We start from the raw sequence: 22302 nt of genomic DNA on the forward strand, positions 1-22302 counted from the left end.
CAATACTATCAAATAACTCACGCTAAAAATAAACAAAACTAATGCAATAAAGATCAGAAACTTCCAGTTCTAACAATTTTATCGAATCGATCTTCTGGAAGCTTTTAAATGTAACTACCATATTTCTTTATTGTTTATTTGACTTTTATCTTCAATGCCTTCCTCCTTGCACTTCTTATTTAGCTCTTCTTCTTTTTTATTTATTCGGAGAGTTTTCGTCTCGTCTCGGTACAAATACGTTTAACATCTTCCATTGATGCGCCATTGCCCTTTTTGTCCACTATACCTACTGAAATACCTTCTCTGCCGCCAACTTTCACTTGAAACAGTGGCTCGACAAAATGCGCTGAACTTTGGTAATGCTTCATAAACGATGTAATGTATCTTTCCACTTGAGATATTGCGTTTAGCACCGTAGAATTGGCTTCTTTTTCGGTATATGTAATATCGAGGTTATCGAGGTTTAGTGTTATGAGGAACGAGAATATACCATATTTTTGAGTACGTACGCCTCGCGAGATTTCTGTGGTTGCTTTTGTTATCTCTATACTGTGAAACAAGTCGTCTGCCAATAATCCCCAATCAGATTCATATATTACTTTCAATACATCCAACTCACCCTGCAATCTTGTATCTCCCTCATGAGTTATAAAAAGCCGATTAAAATCATCCAACTGAATCGTGTACTCTCGCCAAGCTTCATCTTTGCTTAATAAGAGACCGTGACCAGTAACCTTGACCTTTTTAAGCGATAATCCAGCCCCAGAAGACATATTTGCTACCTTACGTTCTTTTGCTAGCCGAAGGCTATCGGCAGCACGTTGGGTGGCCACAGCGCTATCTACTCGAATTTTTTGCAGTTTTTGAGCCATAAGAACACTATCCCGACGTGTTTGCTCTTTTTGCTCTTTCACAATAATATTTGCGTCTACTTCAGACAAACGGGCATAAAAATTGTTATATTTCCCTTTAATCTTTCGTCTTGAAACTATTTGAAGAGCTTTATCGTATTTCTTATTCTTTTGATTTTGAGAGTTCCCATATTGGTATTTAATCAAGATATCTCCATTGAGATCAATGAAAGCCATTTGGATATTGTTTCCAACACCCCATACTGTTGGTTGATAATGGTTGTCTATAATAACTTCTGCTATTCCGTCTTCATTAAAATCATAAGCTCTACTAAATTGTGGATGAATAATCCATTCTCCGAATAAATCTTGATATCCCCATTTTGAAACAACATTTCGTTGAGCGGGCTTAATTTTTACATTATTTTGTGAGTAAGCAACAAAAGGTAAAATAGCTAATTGTGCTACAAGGAAGGCTTTAAATATAACTTTCATATAGGATTACTCTTATTATCTTTTCGCCTGTAAATTTAGTAAATATCTGCAAATCAACCCTGTTTATCTTTTAAAACCTTTGCTTTTACCTACTTCAGGCTTTGCAGGGAGTTTTATATGCGGTTTTACGGTTTACTTTATTTCTTGGTATTTCTGTTTGAATCAGTCGAGGATATTCTGCCCATTGAGGGAAAGGCGGAGCTTGCCGAGGTTATCGGATTTTTTCTCGATTTTGAGTTGAACGTTTTTGGCTTGGAAATGCAGCTTGTGTCGGGAGAGTAGAATTTAACCGATTCACCTGAAAGAGTTTTGCCGAATAAGAGCGAACGGATAGAATCGAAAGTAAGTCTGATTTGTTCGCATAATCCCACAATACGCATCTGTTCTTTCATTATCGGGAAATATTTGTTAATGATGTTCAATTCTTCCAGAGCTTTATAGGATTCATACTCTTGTAGGAGTTGTTCGAGTCGGGCTTTGATTTCGGTAATCTCTTTCTCCTTTTGCCGGATGTAATTGTACATATCGAGGAATTTCTCTTGCGCTTCGTTCTTGCAGTCGTGCAGATCGCGAACACTATCATAAACTTCTTCTTTTTGTTCTTGTAGTATCTTGATGTCTTCTTTCAAGTCTTCGTTCTTTGCATATAAATCCCGGTAAAACGGTGGAGTAAATATATGTCGGGTACCAGAGCCTTTAATACTTCGCTCTAGTCCGTATTTTACCATTTTCTCGGCATAGGTATACTGATACAATTTCAGGTTATCCCGCGTCATAATATTATTGGTACACAGACGGACGGTATCTTTCAGGCTTTTTCTGGCAAGTGGAGTCCATTTTATTACCATGACTGTATTTCTTTGTCCAGTTCATCAGAAGTGATGCTTAAACCTGCTTCATCTTCTTTTTCTGCCTGTGCCATATATTCTTTCAGTAAAGAAGAAGGCATTGTATAACTGGACTCTCCTTTCAGTTTGTGTACTAATTCCTGCAATTTACGGATAGCCTCCTCGCTGTTAATGTCGGCAAGTATTTCTCGAATCAAGAGCGCTTTTCTTGCTTCTATTTCCATTGTTGTCATATTTAGGCTCCTTTCTTTAATCTATTATCTTATACAAAGATAAGCAACTTCTGCTTAAACGGCATTGTTGTCTTTCAATATTTCTGTTAATTCTTTCACTCCTTCGGATGCTCCTTTCCGGATAAAGCGGATATCGTTGCGGTAGGTTTTTACCTCTTTCGGGTCTATCAGGTAGATGGGTTGGCCACGGCGTACGTAATTCAGTAATCCGGCAGCCGGGTAGACGTTGAGGGAGGTTCCTATTACGACAAAGATATCGCACGACTCGACCATACGGATTGCGGGGTCGATCATCGGGACCGCTTCACCGAACCAGACAATGAAAGGGCGGAGCTGTATGCCGTGAGGATCTTTATCGCCGATATGGATATCCGGATTTTCCGGAGAAAGGTCGTACGTCGTGTTCAGGTCCCGTACGGAACAGGCCTTCATCAGTTCGCCGTGTAAATGGATCACATCGCTACTTCCTGCCTGTTCATGCAGGTTATCGATATTTTGTGTAATGATATGCACATCGAAATTCTTTTCCAGTTCAGCCAGTCCGATATGTCCCGCGTTGGGCTTGGTGTTAAGCAATTCCCTGCGTCGCTGGTTATAGAAGTTGAGGACCAGTTCGGGGTTGGAGGCAAAGCCTTCGGGGGTCGCAACGTCTTCCACCCGGTATTTTTCCCAAAGACCATCGGAGTCGCGAAAGGTCGAAATACCACTTTCAGCACTCATACCGGCGCCGGTCAGTACGACTAATTTCTTTTTCATAAGGCTATTGTTTTTGTACTTTACAAAGATAGGTAATTCATGAAGGAGATCCTTGCAAAGGATAAACAAAAACAGCTTGTATTCTTATGTTTGGAGGATGTTTGTTTTCTTATAAAACGAATTGTTATTTTCTGTATAAATAACATAGTCCTGCTGGAACTAGGATGAATAAGATGTTGCAAATATATAAACAAATATAATACAAACAAATTTTAACCTAGCTTTTCGCAAATTATTTAATAAAGACCGGGAAATGTTGCCAAAGTAGAGCTTTGTAAGTGTAATGTTACTGAATATTCTTACTCTATCGCCTGTATATATCCATTGAATTATATAGTTCCAGCAGAACTTTGTTGTTTTTTGTCATTGTCGATTCAGTGAGCAAAAAATTATTACTGGCAGGATGCATAAAAATCAAAGTTTCTTATGAAGATATTTTTAGATCTAAAATGTTGATAAATGAACAATTAATTATTAAATTCATGAAAAAACTGTTATGTTTATCGAATGCGAATAATGCCTTGCTCCTGAAAATCCCAAAACAAGCAGGCATTATCACCGGCATTTTACTGGCTTTTTCTCCGGTAACGAGTGTTAACGGGAACCCGGTGGCGGAACCGGAAATAGTGGTACAGGTTTCTCAGCAATCTTCGACGGTAAAAGGCGTTGTAGAGGACGATATGGGGCCTGTAGTAGGAGCAACGGTAGTAGTGAAAGGAACTACGAATGGTACGGTGACCGATATGGACGGTAATTTTTCTTTGCCGGGAGTGAAGAAGGGTAGCATATTGGTTGTTTCGTATGTAGGTTATCTTTCCGAGGAAATTACTTATACAGGACAATCCTCGCTTCGGATTCAACTGAAAGAAGACTCGAAACAGCTGGATGAAGTGGTAGTTGTGGGATATGGTTCACAGAAAAAAGTGAATCTGACAGGTTCTGTAAGTACGGTAGACTCTAAGGTTCTTGAATCTCGCCCGGTGCAGAATGTATCACAGGCACTTCAAGGTGTTATTCCCGGTTTGAATATGTCGGTAGGCAGTAGCGGAGGTATGCTCGATGGGTCGCTGAATATCAATATCCGTGGTGGAGGAACGATTGGCCAGGGATCGAGTGGTAGTCCATTGGTGCTGGTCGACGGGATCGAAGGGGATATGAATACCGTCAATCCGAATGATATTGAGAATATCAGTGTATTGAAAGACGCGGCTTCGTCTTCCATCTATGGTGCACGTGCCTCGTTCGGGGTGATCCTTATTACAACTAAGAGTGGTAAATCTGGGAAGACCCGGGTGAATTATTCGGGTAATGTACGTTTCTCCGATGCCGTTCAGGTACCGGAGATGGTTGATTCTTATTCATTTGCCCAATATTGGAATAGGGCAAATACGAATGGGGGAGGAAATCCGATATTTAATGACGACGCCATGAAAAATATCAGGGATTATATGGACGGTAAGTTCACCGACCCTACCAAACCGGAATACTATGGTACTGTTGCCGGATCTGATGGTAAATGGAATAACTATGGAGGCGCTTTTGCCAATACGGATTGGTTTTCAGAGTTCTATCGTGACTGGGTGCCTTCTACGGAACATAATCTTAGCCTGAGTGGTGGTACTGACAAGCTGACCTATATGCTCAGTGGCAGTTTCCTTGACCAGACCGGCTTACTAAGGCATGGCGACGACAAGTTCAACCGTTATACAATGAATGCAAAGATCTCGGCAAAACTGGCCGACTGGGTTACTGTAAACTACACTGGCAAATGGACGCGCGAAGATTATCATCGCCCGACCTATCTGACGGGTCTGTTCTTTCATAATATTGCCCGCCGCTGGCCGACTTGTCCGGTTATCGATCCGAACGGGCATTATCAGCGGGATATGGAAATAGTCCAGCTGGAAGACGGAGGTAAACAAACCAGCCAGAAGAACTGGTACACCCAGCAGTTGCAGGCTATTTTCGAACCTATTAAGGACTGGCGTATCGTTGCTGAAGGCAGCATGCGTTCTTACTACCGTAAACAGAGTTGGGCGGTATTGCCTATTTATGCTTACGATGCTAAAAATGAACCGTATCTTCTTTCCTGGAACGGTGGTGCGGCCGGTTATTCAGAAGTATCGGATTCACGTGAGGATGAAGACTACTTCTCAACCAATATCTATTCGGATTATACCAAATCACTGGGCAATCATAACTTTAAAGTAATGGCCGGTTTTAATGCCGAACTTTACCGTCCGAGCGGATTGACAGGTTTCGGTACGGACCTGATCTCACCGGATGTTCCGTCGCTCGGTCTGACGCAGGATAATAAGAAAGCAAGTTCCTGGGCACGTGAACGTGCTATTGCCGGTTTCTTCGGGCGTATCAACTACAATTATGCCGATCGTTACATGTTGGAAGCCAACCTGCGTTACGACGGTTCTTCCCGTTTTATCGGTGATCAGCGTTGGGGACTTTTCCCTTCTTTCTCGGCTGGTTGGAATATTGCTCGTGAAGCATTTTTCGAACCCTTGAACGATGTAGTCGGAACATTGAAGGTAAGAGCATCCTGGGGACAGCTCGGTAATAATAATACAGACAGCACCGATGCCTGGTATCCGTTCTATCAGAATATGCCGACCGGTACGGCTTCTTCCAGTTGGTTGATAAACGGCACTCAGCAGAATGTGGCCGGACTTCCGGGCATCGTTAGCAGCCTGATGACCTGGGAAACGATCGAATCATGGAATGTCGGTCTCGACTGGGGATTGTTCAACAACCGTCTGACCGGTTCGTTCGATTATTACAACCGTTATACATATGATATGATTGGGCCGGCTCCTCTTTTGCCTTCTGTTTTGGGCGCCAATGCTCCGCAAATTAATAACTGCGATATGAAGTCGTATGGATGGGAACTCGAAATGTCGTGGAGAGACCGTATTCAGAAGTTCGATTATGGGGTTCGCCTGGTGGTATCCGACAACCTGCGTAAGATACTCCGGTATCCGAATGAAACAATGGCCTTGAGTACTTATTATAAAGGGCAGATTCTGGGGGATATCTGGGGATACCAGACGGTCGGGATTGCACAAAGCCAGGAAGAAATGGACAAACATCTTGCCAATGGCGGTACGCCTAACTGGGGAACAAGCTGGGGACCGGGCGATATCATGTATGCCAATTTGGATGGTAAAGACGGTGTAGACAGTGGAGCCAATACGCTCGACGATCATGGTGATATGAAGATCATTGGAAATAACACGCCGCGCTATAACTTCGGTCTGACATTGGACGGTGCCTGGAACGGACTCGACTTCTCTATTTTCCTGCAAGGGATTATGAAAAGAGATTATATGTTGGGCGGTCCGTATTTCTGGGGTGCACAAGGCGGCCAATGGCAATCTTGTGCCTTCAGCGAACATATGGATTATTGGCGTCCGGAAGGCGACCCATTGGGAGCCAACACCGGAGCTTACTATCCGAAACCCTATTTCAATACCGACAAAAACCAGCGTACTCAAACCCGGTATTTACAAAACGCAGCTTATATACGTTTAAAAAATATGCAGATCGGATATACCCTACCGAGAATATGGACACAAAAAGCAGGGATGGAATCGGTTCGTATTTACGTTTCCGGTGACAATTTGCTGACTTTATCTGATATCAGCGGTGTATTCGATCCTGAATTGCTGGGTAGCGACTGGGGAGACGGTAAACTCTATCCTTTGCAGAAAACTATTTCAATCGGTTTAAATGTAAACTTTTAATTCATTGGATGAATATGAGACTAAAATTAAAACATATATATGTCGGCGCATTGGTCGGTATCGGCGGATTGACAATGACGTCATGTAACGATTTTCTGGAACGTGCACCGATCAGCCAGATAACTCCGGAATCTTATTTCACCACAGTGGATCAGGTGGGTAATTACGTGCTTAATTATTACGATTCCCAACTCGAAAATTCCAACGGAACCAAGATGTTTCATCAAACGGCCTGGAATTCCGGCGTGCAACGTAATGATGCCAATACCGATAACCTGCTCGCAGACGAAGGCAACCTTAATTATTTTGCCGGAAACTGGCAGGTGTCAGCTGGTAAGACCACACAAGGTTTGTTATCCCGTGCCCGTGTATGGAACTATCTGTTCGAACAGGTGCTTCCTAAAGAAGAAGCCGGAACTATCCAGGGAGCGAGTGATCTGCTTCGTCATTATATTGGGGAAGCCTATTTCTTTCGTGCGTTGAGTTATTACGTGGCCCTTGTCAAATATGGTGATTTCCCGATCGTGGAAGAGGTGTTGCCCGACCAGAGTGACGTGCTTATCGAACACAGCAAACGAGCTCCCCGCAATGAAGTGGCCCGCTTTATCCTGAAAGACCTCGATGAAGCCATTTCCCGTCTTAAGGATCAGGGATTTCAGATGAACCAGCGTATCAATAAACAAACAGCGCTGCTGCTGAAATCGAGAGTCGCCCTTTTTGAGGCTACCTTCGAAAAATACCATCAGGGCACGGGCCGCGTACCGGGCGATGCGAACTGGCCGGGAGCTAAAATGGATTATAACAGCGGTAAATCGTTCGATATACCTGGCGAGATAGACTTTTTCCTGAGTCAGGCCATGGAGGCGGCAGCTGCAGTTGCTGATCAGACCACGCTGACAGATAATTCCCATGTGATGAATCCTGTTTACGGACAGGTGTACGGTTGGAATCCCTATTTCGAAATGTTCAGTACGCCGGATGCGTCAGGGATTAGCGAAGTGTTACTATGGAAGCAGTATAATAAAGGGTTGAGTATTTCCCATTGCGTGCCTACCCGTTTGCAGGTAGGCGACCGTACCGGGATGACTCGTGCATTGGTCAATACTTTCCTGATGAAGAATGGCTTGCCCATTTATGCCGCCGGTTCGGGCTATCACGGAGATGTCACAGTGTCGCAGGAGAAAAAAGACCGCGACGAACGTCTGCAATTGTTTGTCTGGGGAGAAGAAGACGTGCAGCGCAGTGATACGAAAGACCCTGTTATAGCTGATACGGGTGTCGTAGTACATATGGCAAATTTCCGTATCATTTCAGATGCCGAACAAAACCGGGATATCACCGGATACCGTCCGCGCAAGGCTTATACCTATGATTACGACCAGAATAAGAATGATGAATTGCTGGGTAGTAACGGCTGTGTCATTTTCAGGGCTGCGGAAGCCTATCTGAACTATATGGAAGCATGCTATGAGAAAAACGGTTCGCTCGATGCTAAAGCTCAGGGATATTGGAAGGCCATCCGCCGTCGTGCCGGTGTGGATGAAGATTTCTCGAAAACCATCTCTGCAACCAATCTGGGTAATGAAAACGACCTGGCTGTTTATTCCGGCGATCAGCTGGTGGATGCAACGCTTTACAATATTCGTCGCGAACGTCGTTGCGAATTCAATGGCGAAGGCATGCGTTGGGACGATCTGATCCGGTGGCGTGCCTGGGATCAGCTGCTTACGAAGCCTTATGTCATTGAGGGTGTGAACTTCTGGGATGCCGCTTATCTGAAGTATACAAAAACAGTAGACGGAGTGGAAGTATCGGCAGTTGTTGCTGACGGTACGACCGAAGCAAACGTTTCCCGGAAGGAAGATAGTAAGTATCTGCGTCCACTGCGCAGGACCAGTATCAACAACCAGCTTTATGATGGATTGACCTGGAGAAAAGCTTTTTATCTGAGTCCGATCGGTTTGCAGGATATGCAACTTGCTGCTACCAACCCGGAAGATATAAACACTACGGTAATGTATCAGAATCCGTATTGGCCGATGGCTGCAGGTAAGGCTTTAGAATAATACTACCATTTAAAGAGTACCTAAAGTTAACAAAATTGATGGTTAACGAAATAGGGGAAGAGCGTTCGGGAGAATACTCTTCCCTTTTTTATGTAAATATACGCAACACTCCTGGGACGAAGGATTATTGGAAATACAAATGGCCTGCGGAGTTTATTCCGTACAGGACAGTATCCCCAAAACGCAGCGATTAGAAATGAATACTTCCCTGGGGAAGCATTTACAGTTTCTTGCCCGGATGGCATCCAGCTGTTCAGTTGCAAGAAAGATGCATGCGGAATATACCCGGCATTTTATTAATGTAGAATACCTTTTAAGGCAAATGGGAAATAAGACTAACTAGGTGGAGGAAGCCGGGAAAGTAATTTCTTTCTCCCTATAAACTAATTCAAAGGTCAGGACTCTTTTTTACCAGGGCGTACAGGGTGCCGGGACAAGGTGTACAGGGTGTTTCTTTAGGATGTACAGGTTGGCGGATTATCCTGTACAGGATAGTTATACAAAGCCGGGAGTTAACAATTAGTCGGTCATAGGATTTGGCTTAATGAGACTGGAAGATAGTGATAGTTTACAGGAACTATTTATCAAACAAGGTTTTGCCTTGTTTGATAAATAGCCTTGGATAACTTTATTATTTTCTATTATCCCAGATTGTTCAGAATATCTGTTTTTCCTTCCTTTACTAGGCGGTAGATCATTTCTCCGAACAGGGTATTTACCCATGCAAACCAGGAACGGGTAAAGTTTTTCGGATCGTCTTTGTGGAACGATTCGTGCATGAAACCGGTATCGCCGTCCGTATCACGAAGCATTTTGACGCAATGACGTATTTCTTCTTTATCGTTGGTGGTATTGCAACGCATAATGATACTCATCGGCCAGATAAAGTCGAATCCAATGTGCGGACCTCCGATACCTTCGCCGGCTTTCCCTTTGTAGAAATAAGGATTCATCGGGCTTAAAACCAGTTTACGGGTATTCTGGTAGACCGGATCGTTCACGTCGATGCATCCCAGATAAGGCATAGCCAGCAAGCTGGGCACGTTGGCATCGTCCATGAATACATGGTTATGGAAACCGTCTGCTTCGAAAGCATATACTTTTCCGAATTCAGGGTGTTCTACGATTCCGTATTTTTCGATGGCGGCAGCAACTTCGTCGGCTAATGAGTCGCACTGGCGGGCAAAGTCGTTATCCTTTTTGATGTCGCGCATCATCTCAGCCAGCTGGCGGAGTGAAGTGACGGCAAACATATTCGACGGGATCAGGAAACCGAACAGGGTCGCGTCGTCAGACGGACGGAAAGAAGATACGATCAATCCGACAGGGTTTACCGGACTACCGTAGCCGTCGTTCAGCAATGTATCCCCCTGACGGTCTGTCTTACGGGAGAAACGATACGGGCCGAGTCCGTCCTTGCGTTGTTGTTCGATAAACGTTTTGTAGACGGTTTTCATTGCCTTTTCCCATTCTGCATCGAAAGGAGAGGTGTCGCCGGTCTTCTTCCAGAAATGATAAGCCAGGCGGATCGGATAACAGAGTGAGTCGATTTCCCATTTACGCTCATGAAGTTCTTTTTTCATATCTGTCCGGTCGCTTTCCCATTCGCTGCCTGTCGGGCCTTCGTTGAAGCCGTTGGCGTACGGATCGATATTGATGCACCAGGTCTGGCGGTTGATAACACCTGCCAACATTGTTTTTACTTTCGGATCTTCGTTTGCAAAAATGATATGCGGGAAAACCTGTGCGGATGAATCGCGCAACCACATCGCGTGGATATCGCCGGTAAGGACGAAAGTGTCGGGTTTACCGTTCACCATTTTGTGCTCACAAGTCGTGTCGAGTGTGTTGGGAAAACAATTCTCGAACATCCATGCCAGTTTCGGATCTTTCAGCTTGGCTTTTGTCGCCTGGATTGCCTTTTCGACTGCTGCGGAAGTGAACTGGCGTTTTTCCGGTGCCGGACGCTGGCAAGTGTACTGTAATGTGTTAGATACGAGAGGGGCGCCTGGTGTTGCCGATTCTGCTAAATGAGCAAATGATTTCTGCCCGACCAACAGACCTGCCAAAGACAAACCTCCGGATTTTAGAAAGTTTCTACGTGTAGTCATGGGTTTATTATTTTATTTATTGAATGTTACCTGTTTCTGCAAAAAGTTCGATCATACAGGCATTATCTAGCAGCCATTTGAACTTTTTATTATCAATCCCAGCCCAGTCGTTCCCAAGGAATCCGTTTTCATCCCGTGTATATTGCCAGGCATAACGGGCGTTATCCGCCATGGTATTAACAAATTCATACTTGTTATCCACTTTAGCCAAAGCAAGAAGACCGCGCAATAAAATGACATTGAACCACGGATTTGAGGGATAAAAATAAGCATCTTTTCCATTAATACCAGTGCGTTTCTGCAAAAAATGTTTATAAGCTCCTTTTGCCGTGTTTTGTGCATCCTTCAGGAAGGCTTCGTCTGAAGTTGCCTGGTAAAGGAGTACGCCTGCCTGGATCATCTGTCCGCTGTTATATGTGAACTTGGCTTTGCCGATCGTTTTATCGAGTCCGATATTGTCCCAATAGACATGATCTGCCGGGTCACAGAGGTTTGCCTTTGTCCAGTTGTAGGTTGCTACAGCCTGTTCCAGATACTTCCGGTCTTTTGTCAAATTATATAGTTTCATACATAAAACGGTAGCGGGCGCATTTGAACAGGTATTTTTGGATGTCTTTTTCTGTTCGCACCAATAGATACCTCCGCCCAACACATCGTCCCATCCGCTGAAAATGTAAGTATATAATTCTTCTGCTTTTTTCAGATAGCGTTCGTTTTGGGTGAGTGCATATAGGTTGCAGTAATCAATGGCAAGCCAGTCGTTATCATCGTAAAAACGGTCGCTTTCACCGTTAAACATCGGATAACTTTGATAGCAGAACGGGGTGCGTGTGTCGTCCCAGTATTTTTCAAGGCCGGGAAGGATGCGTTCTTCCAGTATTTTCAGGTATTTCTCATTTCCGGTGACCTCATACAGCGAGATACAACCGGACAACATACCGGAATAAGGCCATAGGAAAGATACTTCCTGTCCCTTTTTCTGTTCGGTCCCTTCGGCAAGATAAGTGACGGTGTTTTCCGGATTGACAGGATAAGTCTCTGAAAGTAATCCATACTTTTCAACGTTGTATTTCGTAAGGATATTGTTCAATAGGGAGTCTGCAATAAGTATATCTCCGTTTGTTTGTTGAACTGGTTGTTTGTTGCATGAACAAATACAAAATGCAAGCACGCAACAATGAAGAATTGAAGCAAGTTTCATGGTCTATATCGATTGAATTAAAAATTAAAACGTGCAAATGTAATACATTTTCTTGGATTCGTTAATAATAAGCGGACATACGTGATGTTTTTATATCAATATGATGTATTTTTGCTAATGGGATAATCTAAAAATTCTATAGATATGATGAAAAAACTGTTTTTAATATTTGTCGTACTGTTGAGTGTAATACCTTTATTCGGACAGGAAAATGTCCATTCTGCGAAATATACCTTATTGTTGACCGGGGCTTCTTTTGCTTCCCCGGAGAATGGATGGTTTGAATTGGGATGTGAATCTTTGGACGCCGTACCCGTCAACCGGGCGGTAGGTGCGGAAGCGATTGCGAATACTGCCAATAAAATGGAAGATGGCACTCTTTATTCTTTGGAGGAGCTGGATGAAGTCGATGCATTTATCATTATGCATGTGCATGATAAAGATGTATTTGATGAGACGCAGCTAAAAGAGAAATATACTGATTATTCAACTCCTTTCGACCGTTCCAATTATGCGGCGGCATACGATTATGTCATCAAACGTTATATGACCGATTGTTATAATCAGCAATTCAATGAGCATTCCAGATATTACGGGAATAAATACGGTAAGCCTGTAAATATTATTTTCTGTACTCATTGGCACGATGCCCGTACTGTGTATAACTCGTCTATCCGTCGACTCGCCGCTAAATGGGGATTTCCGCTTATTGAATTTGATAAGTATATCGGGTTTTCTAAAAATGTTCTCCATCCGGTAACCGGTAGCCAGTTTAGTCTGATCTATGCTCAGGATACCCAGGAAACGGATGGTGTTACATATGGCTGGCATCCGCAACGGGGAAAAGAGAAGTTCATTCAGCGAAAGATGGCGGCTATTTTTGCCGATGTGATGAGAAATGTGTTGCCGGTCAGATAAAGGATTAATCCGACCGGCTAACAGGTCAGCGGTGTGTTATCTTTAATGTCGTTAAGATGTTGATTCCGTATTTCTTGTCGGATGAATTCCACCATTCTGTATCTCCGTTGGCACAACGAATGGCATACCGGTTATTATATTTCAGACGTTCGGAACCATCCGGTATCCATAGGCCTACTCTATATTTGCCCGTTTTCAGATTTTCCGGAATAGTAAATTGTCCTTTGATGGTATGAAGCAAAGGTTTACACTCCGGATCTGTGGGTTGGTATGGTTGAAAGCTGTTGACGTTCGTCTCGGTCAGGAACTCTGTAACCCGGTCCTGCTCATCGACCAGAACAAAATAAACGGGATGCTCATTGAATAAGGTAGAAAAACCTCTGTTAATCAGCGAAAGATCCAGCGAGATTTCTTTTCCGGCTGCCAGGGTTCCGCTTATTTTGAGTTGTTGTAATTCCAGCCGGTAACCCAGATGATCCCGGATATAATCGAATACGTTTCGTGTAGCCGGACTTCCATCCTGATTTCTAAAGTAATGGTCGGAAACGGGCATATGGTTTTCAGACAAGAATGTTTCTTCCACAGGAGTTTCTTTCCAATACATCATTGAATATTTATCTTTGGTCCCTTTTTCCTTGTAATTATGAATGGCACTGAGCGAAGTATAATGCTGAAGGAAAAGCTGTCTGGCTGTCGCTATGCCGTCGATAATCCATCCGGCTTCCGGATTGTCGGGATCTTCATTCATGCTCCAGGTACCCCAGGGAAGTTCTCCGTCTACGGCTAAATAAGGACTTTCTTCAACGATTTGGTTGAAATAAGGAGTTCCTTCATGCATGTTTCCGTCCCATTTATGAGGTTTTATAATGATGAAATCATCATGGAAAGATACTCTGTTATATGATTTACTTTCTTTGTTTATCAGGTTTTTATATTCCGGGACTCTTACTTGCACCATTCTGTTTTCCGGAGTCATCCAGACTATCTTTTCCAGGATAGTACGCTTACTGTCGTTTGTGCTTTCCAGTCCGTGGTATGAACTGTGCCATTCGCCCCATGCACCGATGAATCCGGCTTGCACAACTTGAATGACATCTGTGTTTTGTGCAAGGAACGGTTTCAGTTGTTCCATATGGCGGAGCACATCCTCCAGGGTAGGGCCGCTTCCCGCTCTTCCCATAAAGGCGGTTTCATAAGCAAATCGCAATACCGCTTTTTTACCTAATTCTCTTAGTTTGTTGAAATAGGTATCCATTGTGGTAAAAGCATCTTCCGATAAGTCTTTTCCTACGAATCCGGTGAGATAAAAATAACTTTGAACCAGGCTGACACTGTCTGATGCATAGATAGCGGACTCTGATTCTAAATGGCTGGTTATGTCGGGGAATTGTTTAGGGTTCCAGACATCTTTCCCGCTGGCAATGTCGACTGCTATTTCCAATCGGAAGCCTCTTTCCGGATTGTATAGACCTTCCTGTCCGGCAGGGTCGTCGGCATAGATGCCGCGGAAGGTGATTGTCTTTGCTTTTCCGTTGCCTTTATCCGGGTTATTTCCGTGTATGCAACTAGCAAAGCAAAAGAATAACCCTGATAGAATAAGAATAAAGTATCTTTTTTGTTTCATGATATATGATTTAAGAGAGAATAAGCCCTATACTAAACTATCTAGTATAAGGCTTATCTGTTTTATAATTAATTAGTTGTTACCAAAGAGGGTTCTGTACCAGAAGCCGGCTTTTTTGTATTTCATCCTGTGGTATCGGATAAAGGTACATGGCACGTCTCCAGGCACGGTTTTCAAGAACGATGCGGGTAAAGAAAGAATTGTTGGCTCCGATCGGTTGGTCTTTGTATCCGTTCATATTCATTGAGTGGAGAACGCTTTGATCTGCCTCTTCACCTTCTCCGCAAATCATCCAGCGCCGGATGTCGAAGTAGTGTTGTCCTTCCATAAACAATTCAACAGTACGTTCGCGTTGAATCATTTTTCGTTGCAGTTCCTGATTGCCGATAATATTCTTTTTACCGGAAGCGGCCAGTTCTTTATATCCGGGAATACCGGCACGTTGTCTTACCATATCCAGGTATTTGATGATATTGGGATCGTTCGGGTCTATTTCATTACAAACTTCTGCATAGTACAGATAAAAGTCTGCCAAACGGAATAGAATGGAAGGACGTGCCCAGGCCTTCAAATAGTTTCCGGTAAACAGGATTTGGCGGTTTTTGAATTTAGTTGGCAGGTAACCGGTACGAGGGTTATCGGCAGATGAGTTGTCGCAACCTTCCCCTTTGGCAAATCCGATTGTGTAATCGGGTCTTCCGACCGGTTGAATATGCCAGCTTTTACCTTCATACCCTACGCCGGCATAGAAACGAGGTTCGCGGTTGGCATACATATTGAATACATTTGTATCTACCCGCTTGTTTTCGTTACATGGGTTAACGACATCGGTAAAACCGTCTTCTTTATACATGCTACCCGGATCGTCGATTGTTAATCCGTCATTAACGAAGAAGGCATCCACTAAATTCTGTGAAACTCCAAGATATCCCCAACCTGTGTAGCAGTCTCTGGGGTTGGTGTTCTGTTCCATTGTCGAACCGTTCCAAAGGTTATCTCCGGTAGCCCACAATATTTCGTCATTGTAGTTCTGGAATAATTGATAGACCGATTCATCCGGATTAATGGTTCCGTCTGTATTATATACGGTAAACAAGGTGTGCTTGTTTTGTTCTGCATTATTCAATAGATCTTCCAGGCGGCTTTTAGCGGTGAGCCATCTGTTGGCATCGTAAGAAGCAAATATTTTTTTACCGTCGGTATTGGCAACATCCAGTGTTTCTTTGTAACCACCATTGAATAGAGGCGAAGCTGCATATACCCAAAGCTTGGCTCTTAATGCTTTAGCAGCAGTCACTGTCGGACGGACGATCTCATTCAGATTGTACCGGTCGTTTCCGGTAGCTGAATGATTCTGGATAATTGATTCAGGCAGGTCGCCGGATTCGATGACTTCTTTTAATAAGTTATCGATGTATTCAACGGTTTCATCCACGGATGCTCTGGCATAATCCAGGCCTTTATCTTCCGGATCGGCTAGTTCATCCAGGATAGGAACCGGACCATACAGTTCGAAGAGTGAGAAATAACTGTAAGCGATAAGGTATTTTGCTTCAGCCTTCATTCTCTTAACATCTGCCTCCGTTAATTGATATTGGTCGTTAATGTTACCTTTAGGATTTACTCTTTCCAGAAAAATATTAGCATCACGAATATATTGATACAGGTTCGCCCAGCGTTGTTGGAATGGGGCATTGGCAGAAGTGAAACCGGATATCATTTCACTCATACCGACACCACTAAGAGTTGTTTCTCCGCACATGGATACCCACACTCCGGAAAATCCATTGGCTTTATTCTTACCGATACTGGAATATTCAGAAATACTGTTGAACAAATTACCATGCCAACGGCGCATGTAGTTGGGGTTATCGAAAACTTCATCTAATGTAAGGTTTTCTGCCACTTCATCCGATACATCCAGATAATCGCTACATCCTGTGAGGGCTAGAGTTAGAAAGCATGCAGAAGCAATTGATGTTATTTTATTTAAGAATTTCATATTTGTTGTTTTTAAAATGTTACTTCTAATCCAAGAGAATATGTGCTGCATATAGGATATTTGGCACCTGAATTCGCACTGCCTAATTCAGGATCCCAGAATTTGATGTTATCCCAAACTGCCACATTGTTCCCTTGCAAATAAACTCTCAAATTTTTCATACGGAGTTGCTTGAGTATTTTATCATTGAATTGATAACCTATCTCGATGTTCTTCAGTCGGAGAAATCCAGCATTACGATGCCACCAGGTACTTGCTTGTGTGTTATGACTGAAGTTGCTGGTATGCAAACGTGGAAAAAAGACATCTTGATTGTATGGACTCTCTGCTAGCCAGCGGTCTGAAATTTCTGTCCGGCCCGACCCATTATCAACCCCTTGTGTGAATGGAAGCAGGGCATAATTGTTTGCTAACATATTGGCGGATGTATGTGCTGTCCCCTGGAAGAAGACGCCAACGAAGAATCCTTTCCATTCTGCATTTACTCCGAATCCATAGACGATTTCCGGTGTCGCTTGATAATATTTATGATCATAAGTACGGTCATAAGAGTCAATGACACCGTCATTATTCAAATCTTTGTATTTGATATCACCAGGGGCAACATTTGCTGCGGGGGTGGGTAGGCCGTCTTTCAATTTATAAGTCTGGCCGCCGTATTCGTTTGTTGTAATATTGAAATCATCCGGAGTATAAAGTCCTTCCGCTATATATAGCAACGGCTTGTCAATAGAGTTTCCTGTATATGTCTGATAATCGTATTTCTGAGGGATTTCGTCTCGTTCAAGGATCTTGTTTTTTGCATAAGTCAAGTTACCTCGTGCAGAGAGATCTACATTTCCTACTTTCTGTTTCACTATAAGATTGGCATCGACTCCCTGATTTCTAACAATACCGAAATTCTGGTATGGCTTTACCCGGAGACCGGAAACGTTTGAAACGGTTTCTCTTTGCAATAAGATATCGCTACGACGGTTATAGAAATAATCGGCACTTAAATCGACACGTCCTCTGAATAATCCCAGGTCGATACCAGTATTCAGTTTCTTTTCAATTTCCCATGACAGGTTGGGCATGGCGAAACTACCTTCTGCAATCCCACTGCCCGGAGAGTTTCCTTTACCGCCATTGGCACCCGGTGTTAGTCCGAAACTGTAACTATCGAGACCTGTATTAATATTTTCTCTGTATGGGAAACGTGTGTTTTCACCAATATTATCATTTCCGGTTATACCGTAAGAAACTCTTAATTTCAGTTTACTGATATAATCTTCCACTCCTCTCATGAACTTTTCATGGCTGACAAACCAAGCTGCACCTACGGCAGGGAAAATTCCCCATCTATGGCCTTGCGCAAAGTTTTCACTACCGGTCATACCCATACTGGCTTCCAGCATATACCGGTCATCGTATCCATAAGTCGCACGGGCAACCACACTTTGCTTGCGATACGGTAAGAGTTGTAAACCATCTTTATTCTGATATTGCGTCTCTTTTTGCATGTACAATACCATACCGGTTACATCGTGTACTTTATTGAAGGAACGTTGATAATCCAATGAGGCTTCCAGGTAGATCTTTTTCGTACCATCACGACCGGATATGGCGGGGTTACCTAAAGCAGAACTTTCTTTGATCGTCTTTTTATCGAGGCTTCCGTCTTCATTTCTACCTAACGCATAAAAGGTTTGCGGAGTTTTCGATCTCTTCATGGTTGAATAGAAGTCGGCATCAAAGCTGACAGACCCCTTTACTGATAATCCTTCTGTGATGAATTTTAGGTCTTGCTTCAACGTCACTTTGGTTTGTAAGAAAGCACTCCATGTTTTGTTGTATCCGCTATTGTTTAACATGTTGTATGGCTGATATTCAACCCCCCAGCCGGGAGCACCATGATCCGAGGCTGTACCGTCGGAATAGTACATCGGAATAACATGTACAGGGAAGTGGCTGATATAATTGAAGATTTCATCTGAGGTATATCCCGGTTGATTTTTCTTCAAATACTGGCCGCTCATGTCGATGGATAGTTGAGTTGTTTTTGTCAGGTCCATATCCACGTTGGAACGCAGGTTGAAACGTTGCAATCCGATATTGGCATTGTAATCCTCTTTGGGAGTAGAATCGAAGATACCGTCTTCTGAATAGTAAGCTCCTGAAGCAAAAAAACGTACTTTCTCGGAACCACCTCTGAAGTTTACCGTATATCTCTGGCTTTGTGTGTGATTCTGTAGTAAATCATACCAGTTTACAGAAGGATATAGATCCCGGTCTATCCCGGTTCTGTATTTTTCAAGTGTTTCGTCGGAATATTGGGGATTGAAATATTCTTTGTTCGGATTACCCTGGTCATTCCACAATGCTTCATTATATAATGACAGGTAGTCATAAGAATTTAATGTTTCAGGCATGCGTGTCGGAGTGACAATACTGTATTGTGCACTGAAGTTGACAGATGTTTTCTGTGCTTTACCTCGTTTGGAAGTAATCAATACAACCCCATTAGCTCCTTCTGCACCATAAACGGCAGTTGCTGCAGCATCTTTTAAAACGGTGAAACTTTCGATTTCGTCTACGTCGATATCGTCCATACTTCTGGGAACACCGTCTACTAATACCAATGCGGATGTACCGCCGGCATATGAACTTTGTCCGCGAATATAGAATGCGGCTGCATCGTTACCTGGTTCACCACTGCGTTGTACGGCAATGACACCGGCTATTTGTCCGGCCAACGTATTACGCAAGTTTCGTTGTTTTACATTTAACTCAGCCGGTCCGATCGTGTTTAATGAAGAAACAACGCTTTCTTTTTTCTGTTGACCGTAACCGATAACAACAACATCCTCCAGGCCTACGGTAGCTTCCATCATGCGGATGTTGATGGATGCTTCGCCTTTATAGGTTTTTTCTTCCGTGTTAAATCCGATATATCGGAACTCAATAACGTCACCTTCGTTGACGTTATTGAGTATATATTTACCATCTATATCAGTTGTTACACCATGGGTGGTACCTTTGATAGTGACCGTTGCTCCGATAACCGGATTCCCGTCAGCGTCGGTTAATAAACCTGTCACTGTTTTTTTCTGTTGATCGGAATTTAACACCTCGGTGTTTTCTTTTGTCGGTGTTTTTTTGACAATGATCTGTCGGCCTTTTATGGAATAGGTCTCATTTGTTCCTGCAAAAACTTCATGAAGGATTGCTTGAACCGGTTGGTCACTGAGATTTATGGATACTTTTCTGTCCAGGTCGATTTTAGTACCCTGATAGATAAAAATGAATTCGCTGTTTTTTTCGATATGGGAAAATACATCCCGTACCGTTTTGTTATTCATTTTTACAGTGAAGTAAACTTGTGTTGAATAATTTTCTGTGAAATTGGCAGCTGCTTCTCCTGCAAAACATAATAAACAGCTACTTAAACAAATACTTTTTAGATAATTAAATCTTTTAGATTTGATACTCTTTTGTTTTTTCATACATTTGTACGTATTTTTTAGTAACGAACTAGATTAATACTATCCTGAGCCAGGCAATATGACAGTATTGTCTGGCTTTTTTTGTATCATAATACATTCTCTCTTAAGGTAAGGGGGAGAGGTGGAATTCCCTTTTTCATTTCGTGTGTTTATTTCATAAGCAAATATTTTTTAAGGTTAAACATTTATTGAAAGATCCGGATATTTCCATCCGGGGTGGTCTCATATTTAATATCCAGTAACTCTGTAAGAATATCCAGAGAGTTGTTTATACCATTTTTTAAATCCAGTTTTCCTGAAACCAGATATGAAGCTATCGATGGTTCGTATTCAATTTGAACACCATAATAACGTGATAAACGTGTAAATACATCTCCGACACGATGCTCAGCAAACAGCATGATATAATCTTTCCATGAAATATATTCATTTACATCTACGGTACTGACTGTTGATTCTCCTTGGGTAATAGCGATTTTTTCATTCGGTCTGATGGTGGTTTTGTGATTGTTGTTATCCACTTCCACTTTACCTTCTACCAATACAACGGAAGCTATGGCATCGTCTTTGTAGGCGGATACGTTAAACGTTGTGCCCAATACTTTTACATCGAAATCCTTTGTCTTAACGAAGAATGGACGTTTGGGGTCCTTGGCTACTTCCAGGTAGACTTCTCCTTCTACAAGAATTTCCCTTTTGTCTTTTTCAAAGTCGGAAGGATAAATAACATGACTTCCGGAGTTGATATACATAGATGTTCCGTCTGAAAAGGTTATAGTAGCCCTTTTCCCTTTCGGGACAATAATGTGGTTGAGTTTTTCTTTGCTGTGGACGGAACTTTCTTTAGTAACATTTTCTTTGTTTACCTGTAGTGTCCCATTTTTTTTGTATTCCAAAGAGGCTTCATTGGAAAGTTTCATCCGGTCGTTTTGGGTGATCAAGGTGATCTCCTTCTCTTGGTGAGGTATGCTATCGTTTAGTAAGGAGGTTGCTAATATGTCCCAGTCGTAGGAGTTAGGAGAATATAGAAAGTTGATTGATAAGGTTATTATCAATACCGAAGCGGCAGCGGAAGCCGCATAAAGCCATAGTCTTCTCTGTTTGTGTCGTCTCTGATATCTGTTTTTTAGATCTTCCAGAGATTGTTCAATTATTTGCGGGTCGACCTTTTCGGCCTCCTGTATATTATCGATCAATGCCTGTCCGGCCTTTTTGAAAGAAGTTTTTCGTATGTTGTTTTCTGTTTTATTCATGCTTTTTTCATTGTCTCTCTATTATAAGTACGGTGAAATTGAGAAAAGGTACTTGTAAGAAACCGAAAAAAGTCATTTTTTATTCAGGAAAAATATTTTACGTAATTGTACGAGTGACTGAGAAAGTCTGTTTTTGCTTGATTGATAGTTGATATTCAATATGTCGGCGATCTCTTTGTGAGATATGCCTTTGATATAAAAAAGATATAATATTTCTTTTTGCTTGGCAGAAAGTTCCTGATAGGCCGACGACAGATTACTTATATCTTCTTTGAGGGCCGTTTCTTCTTCGGTCGTAGCGTGGTCTACTTCCGGTATTTCGTCGATAAAGATGAAATCATTGTGCTTCTCTTCTTTTTCAAGACTGTCAAGCAAATTATTGCGGAAGGCTTTAAGCAGATAACCTTTTACAGATGGGGTATCCGATAAGTTACGTGATTTAGACATCAGTTTTATAAATAAATTCTGAATACAATCCTGTACCATATCCTGATTGGAAGAGAGTCTGCATCCGTAATTCAAAAGTAATGGATAGTATCGTCTGTATATCTGTTCAAGGGCTTCTTTGTCCCCTTTCAGATAAAGTGACCATAGTATTTCATCAGACTGATTTTCCATTAATGAGTATTTGAATTGTTTAAAACTATGTGGATAAATTTAAGAAATCTCCTCGTATCCCGTCTGCAAATGTATGATATTTTTGT

The 22302-nt window shown here is 42.5% G+C and carries 14 protein-coding genes; 3 read left to right on the plus strand and 11 right to left on the minus strand.

Annotated features, from left to right (window positions below; all coding sequences use genetic code 11):
- Positions 1–200 precede the first annotated feature (200 nt).
- From IEY67_RS09455 to IEY67_RS09470, 4 genes are all read right to left on the minus strand, one after another.
- Entirely contained in the window at positions 201–1346 is a 1146-nt protein-coding gene (locus IEY67_RS09455) for a WG repeat-containing protein (protein ID WP_183668179.1), read from the minus strand.
- Between the two features lie 137 nt (positions 1347–1483).
- Complete coding sequence (locus IEY67_RS09460; RefSeq protein WP_183668181.1) at positions 1484–2194, minus strand: plasmid recombination protein; 711 nt, start codon at positions 2192–2194, stop codon at positions 1484–1486.
- Positions 2188–2427 (minus strand): hypothetical protein, encoded by a 240-nt coding sequence (locus IEY67_RS09465; protein WP_183668183.1) that lies wholly within the window; start codon positions 2425–2427, stop codon positions 2188–2190. Before IEY67_RS09465 ends, IEY67_RS09460 begins: the two co-directional genes overlap by 7 nt.
- 54 nt (positions 2428–2481) lie before the next feature.
- Positions 2482–3183 carry an SIR2 family NAD-dependent protein deacylase gene (locus IEY67_RS09470; RefSeq protein WP_183668185.1) on the minus strand — a complete coding sequence of 234 codons (702 nt, stop codon included), beginning with the start codon at positions 3181–3183 and terminating at the stop codon, positions 2482–2484.
- A gap of 482 nt (positions 3184–3665) precedes the next feature.
- Here IEY67_RS09470 and IEY67_RS09475 point away from each other — a divergent pair, with 482 nt between their 5' ends.
- Both IEY67_RS09475 and IEY67_RS09480 read left to right on the plus strand, forming a co-directional pair.
- Complete coding sequence (locus tag IEY67_RS09475) at positions 3666–6938, plus strand: SusC/RagA family TonB-linked outer membrane protein (RefSeq protein ID WP_183668187.1); 3273 nt, start codon at positions 3666–3668, stop codon at positions 6936–6938.
- A gap of 14 nt (positions 6939–6952) precedes the next feature.
- On the plus strand, positions 6953–9004 hold the full coding sequence (locus tag IEY67_RS09480; protein ID WP_183668189.1) for a RagB/SusD family nutrient uptake outer membrane protein: 2052 nt from the start codon (positions 6953–6955) through the stop codon (positions 9002–9004).
- 641 nt (positions 9005–9645) lie between these two features.
- Here the strand turns inward: IEY67_RS09480 and IEY67_RS09485 are convergent.
- On the minus strand, positions 9646–11115 hold the full coding sequence (locus IEY67_RS09485; RefSeq protein ID WP_122373874.1) for a glycoside hydrolase family 125 protein: 1470 nt from the start codon (positions 11113–11115) through the stop codon (positions 9646–9648).
- Between the two features lie 16 nt (positions 11116–11131).
- Positions 11132–12316, minus strand: coding sequence for a glycoside hydrolase family 76 protein (locus IEY67_RS09490; RefSeq protein ID WP_183668191.1), 1185 nt, complete (start codon positions 12314–12316; stop codon positions 11132–11134).
- A gap of 144 nt (positions 12317–12460) precedes the next feature.
- On the opposite strand from IEY67_RS09490, the gene IEY67_RS09495 reads away from it, so the two are divergent.
- Positions 12461–13234, plus strand: a complete 774-nt coding sequence (locus IEY67_RS09495; protein WP_183668193.1) for a DUF5040 domain-containing protein — start codon at positions 12461–12463, stop codon at positions 13232–13234.
- Positions 13235–13259: 25 nt separating this feature from the next.
- Here the strand turns inward: IEY67_RS09495 and IEY67_RS09500 are convergent, their stop codons facing one another.
- The 5 genes from IEY67_RS09500 to IEY67_RS09520 all read right to left on the minus strand — a co-directional run bounded on the left by IEY67_RS09500 (position 13260) and on the right by IEY67_RS09520 (position 22216).
- Positions 13260–14858 (minus strand): DUF4874 domain-containing protein, encoded by a 1599-nt coding sequence (locus IEY67_RS09500; RefSeq protein ID WP_183668195.1) that lies wholly within the window; start codon positions 14856–14858, stop codon positions 13260–13262.
- Positions 14859–14937: 79 nt separating this feature from the next.
- Complete coding sequence (locus tag IEY67_RS09505; RefSeq protein WP_183668197.1) at positions 14938–16860, minus strand: RagB/SusD family nutrient uptake outer membrane protein; 1923 nt, start codon at positions 16858–16860, stop codon at positions 14938–14940.
- Between the two features lie 11 nt (positions 16861–16871).
- Positions 16872–20345: a TonB-dependent receptor gene (locus tag IEY67_RS09510; protein ID WP_183668199.1), complete on the minus strand. Its 3474-nt coding sequence runs from the start codon at positions 20343–20345 to the stop codon at positions 16872–16874.
- A gap of 185 nt (positions 20346–20530) precedes the next feature.
- Positions 20531–21598 carry a FecR domain-containing protein gene (locus IEY67_RS09515; RefSeq protein WP_183668201.1) on the minus strand — a complete coding sequence of 356 codons (1068 nt, stop codon included), beginning with the start codon at positions 21596–21598 and terminating at the stop codon, positions 20531–20533.
- A gap of 72 nt (positions 21599–21670) precedes the next feature.
- Positions 21671–22216 carry an RNA polymerase sigma factor gene (locus IEY67_RS09520; RefSeq protein ID WP_122355794.1) on the minus strand — a complete coding sequence of 182 codons (546 nt, stop codon included), beginning with the start codon at positions 22214–22216 and terminating at the stop codon, positions 21671–21673.
- Between the last annotated feature and the right edge of the window lie 86 nt (positions 22217–22302).

It is taken from the genome of Parabacteroides faecis (assembly GCF_014647375.1).
Lineage (GTDB): Bacteria > Bacteroidota > Bacteroidia > Bacteroidales > Tannerellaceae > Parabacteroides > Parabacteroides faecis.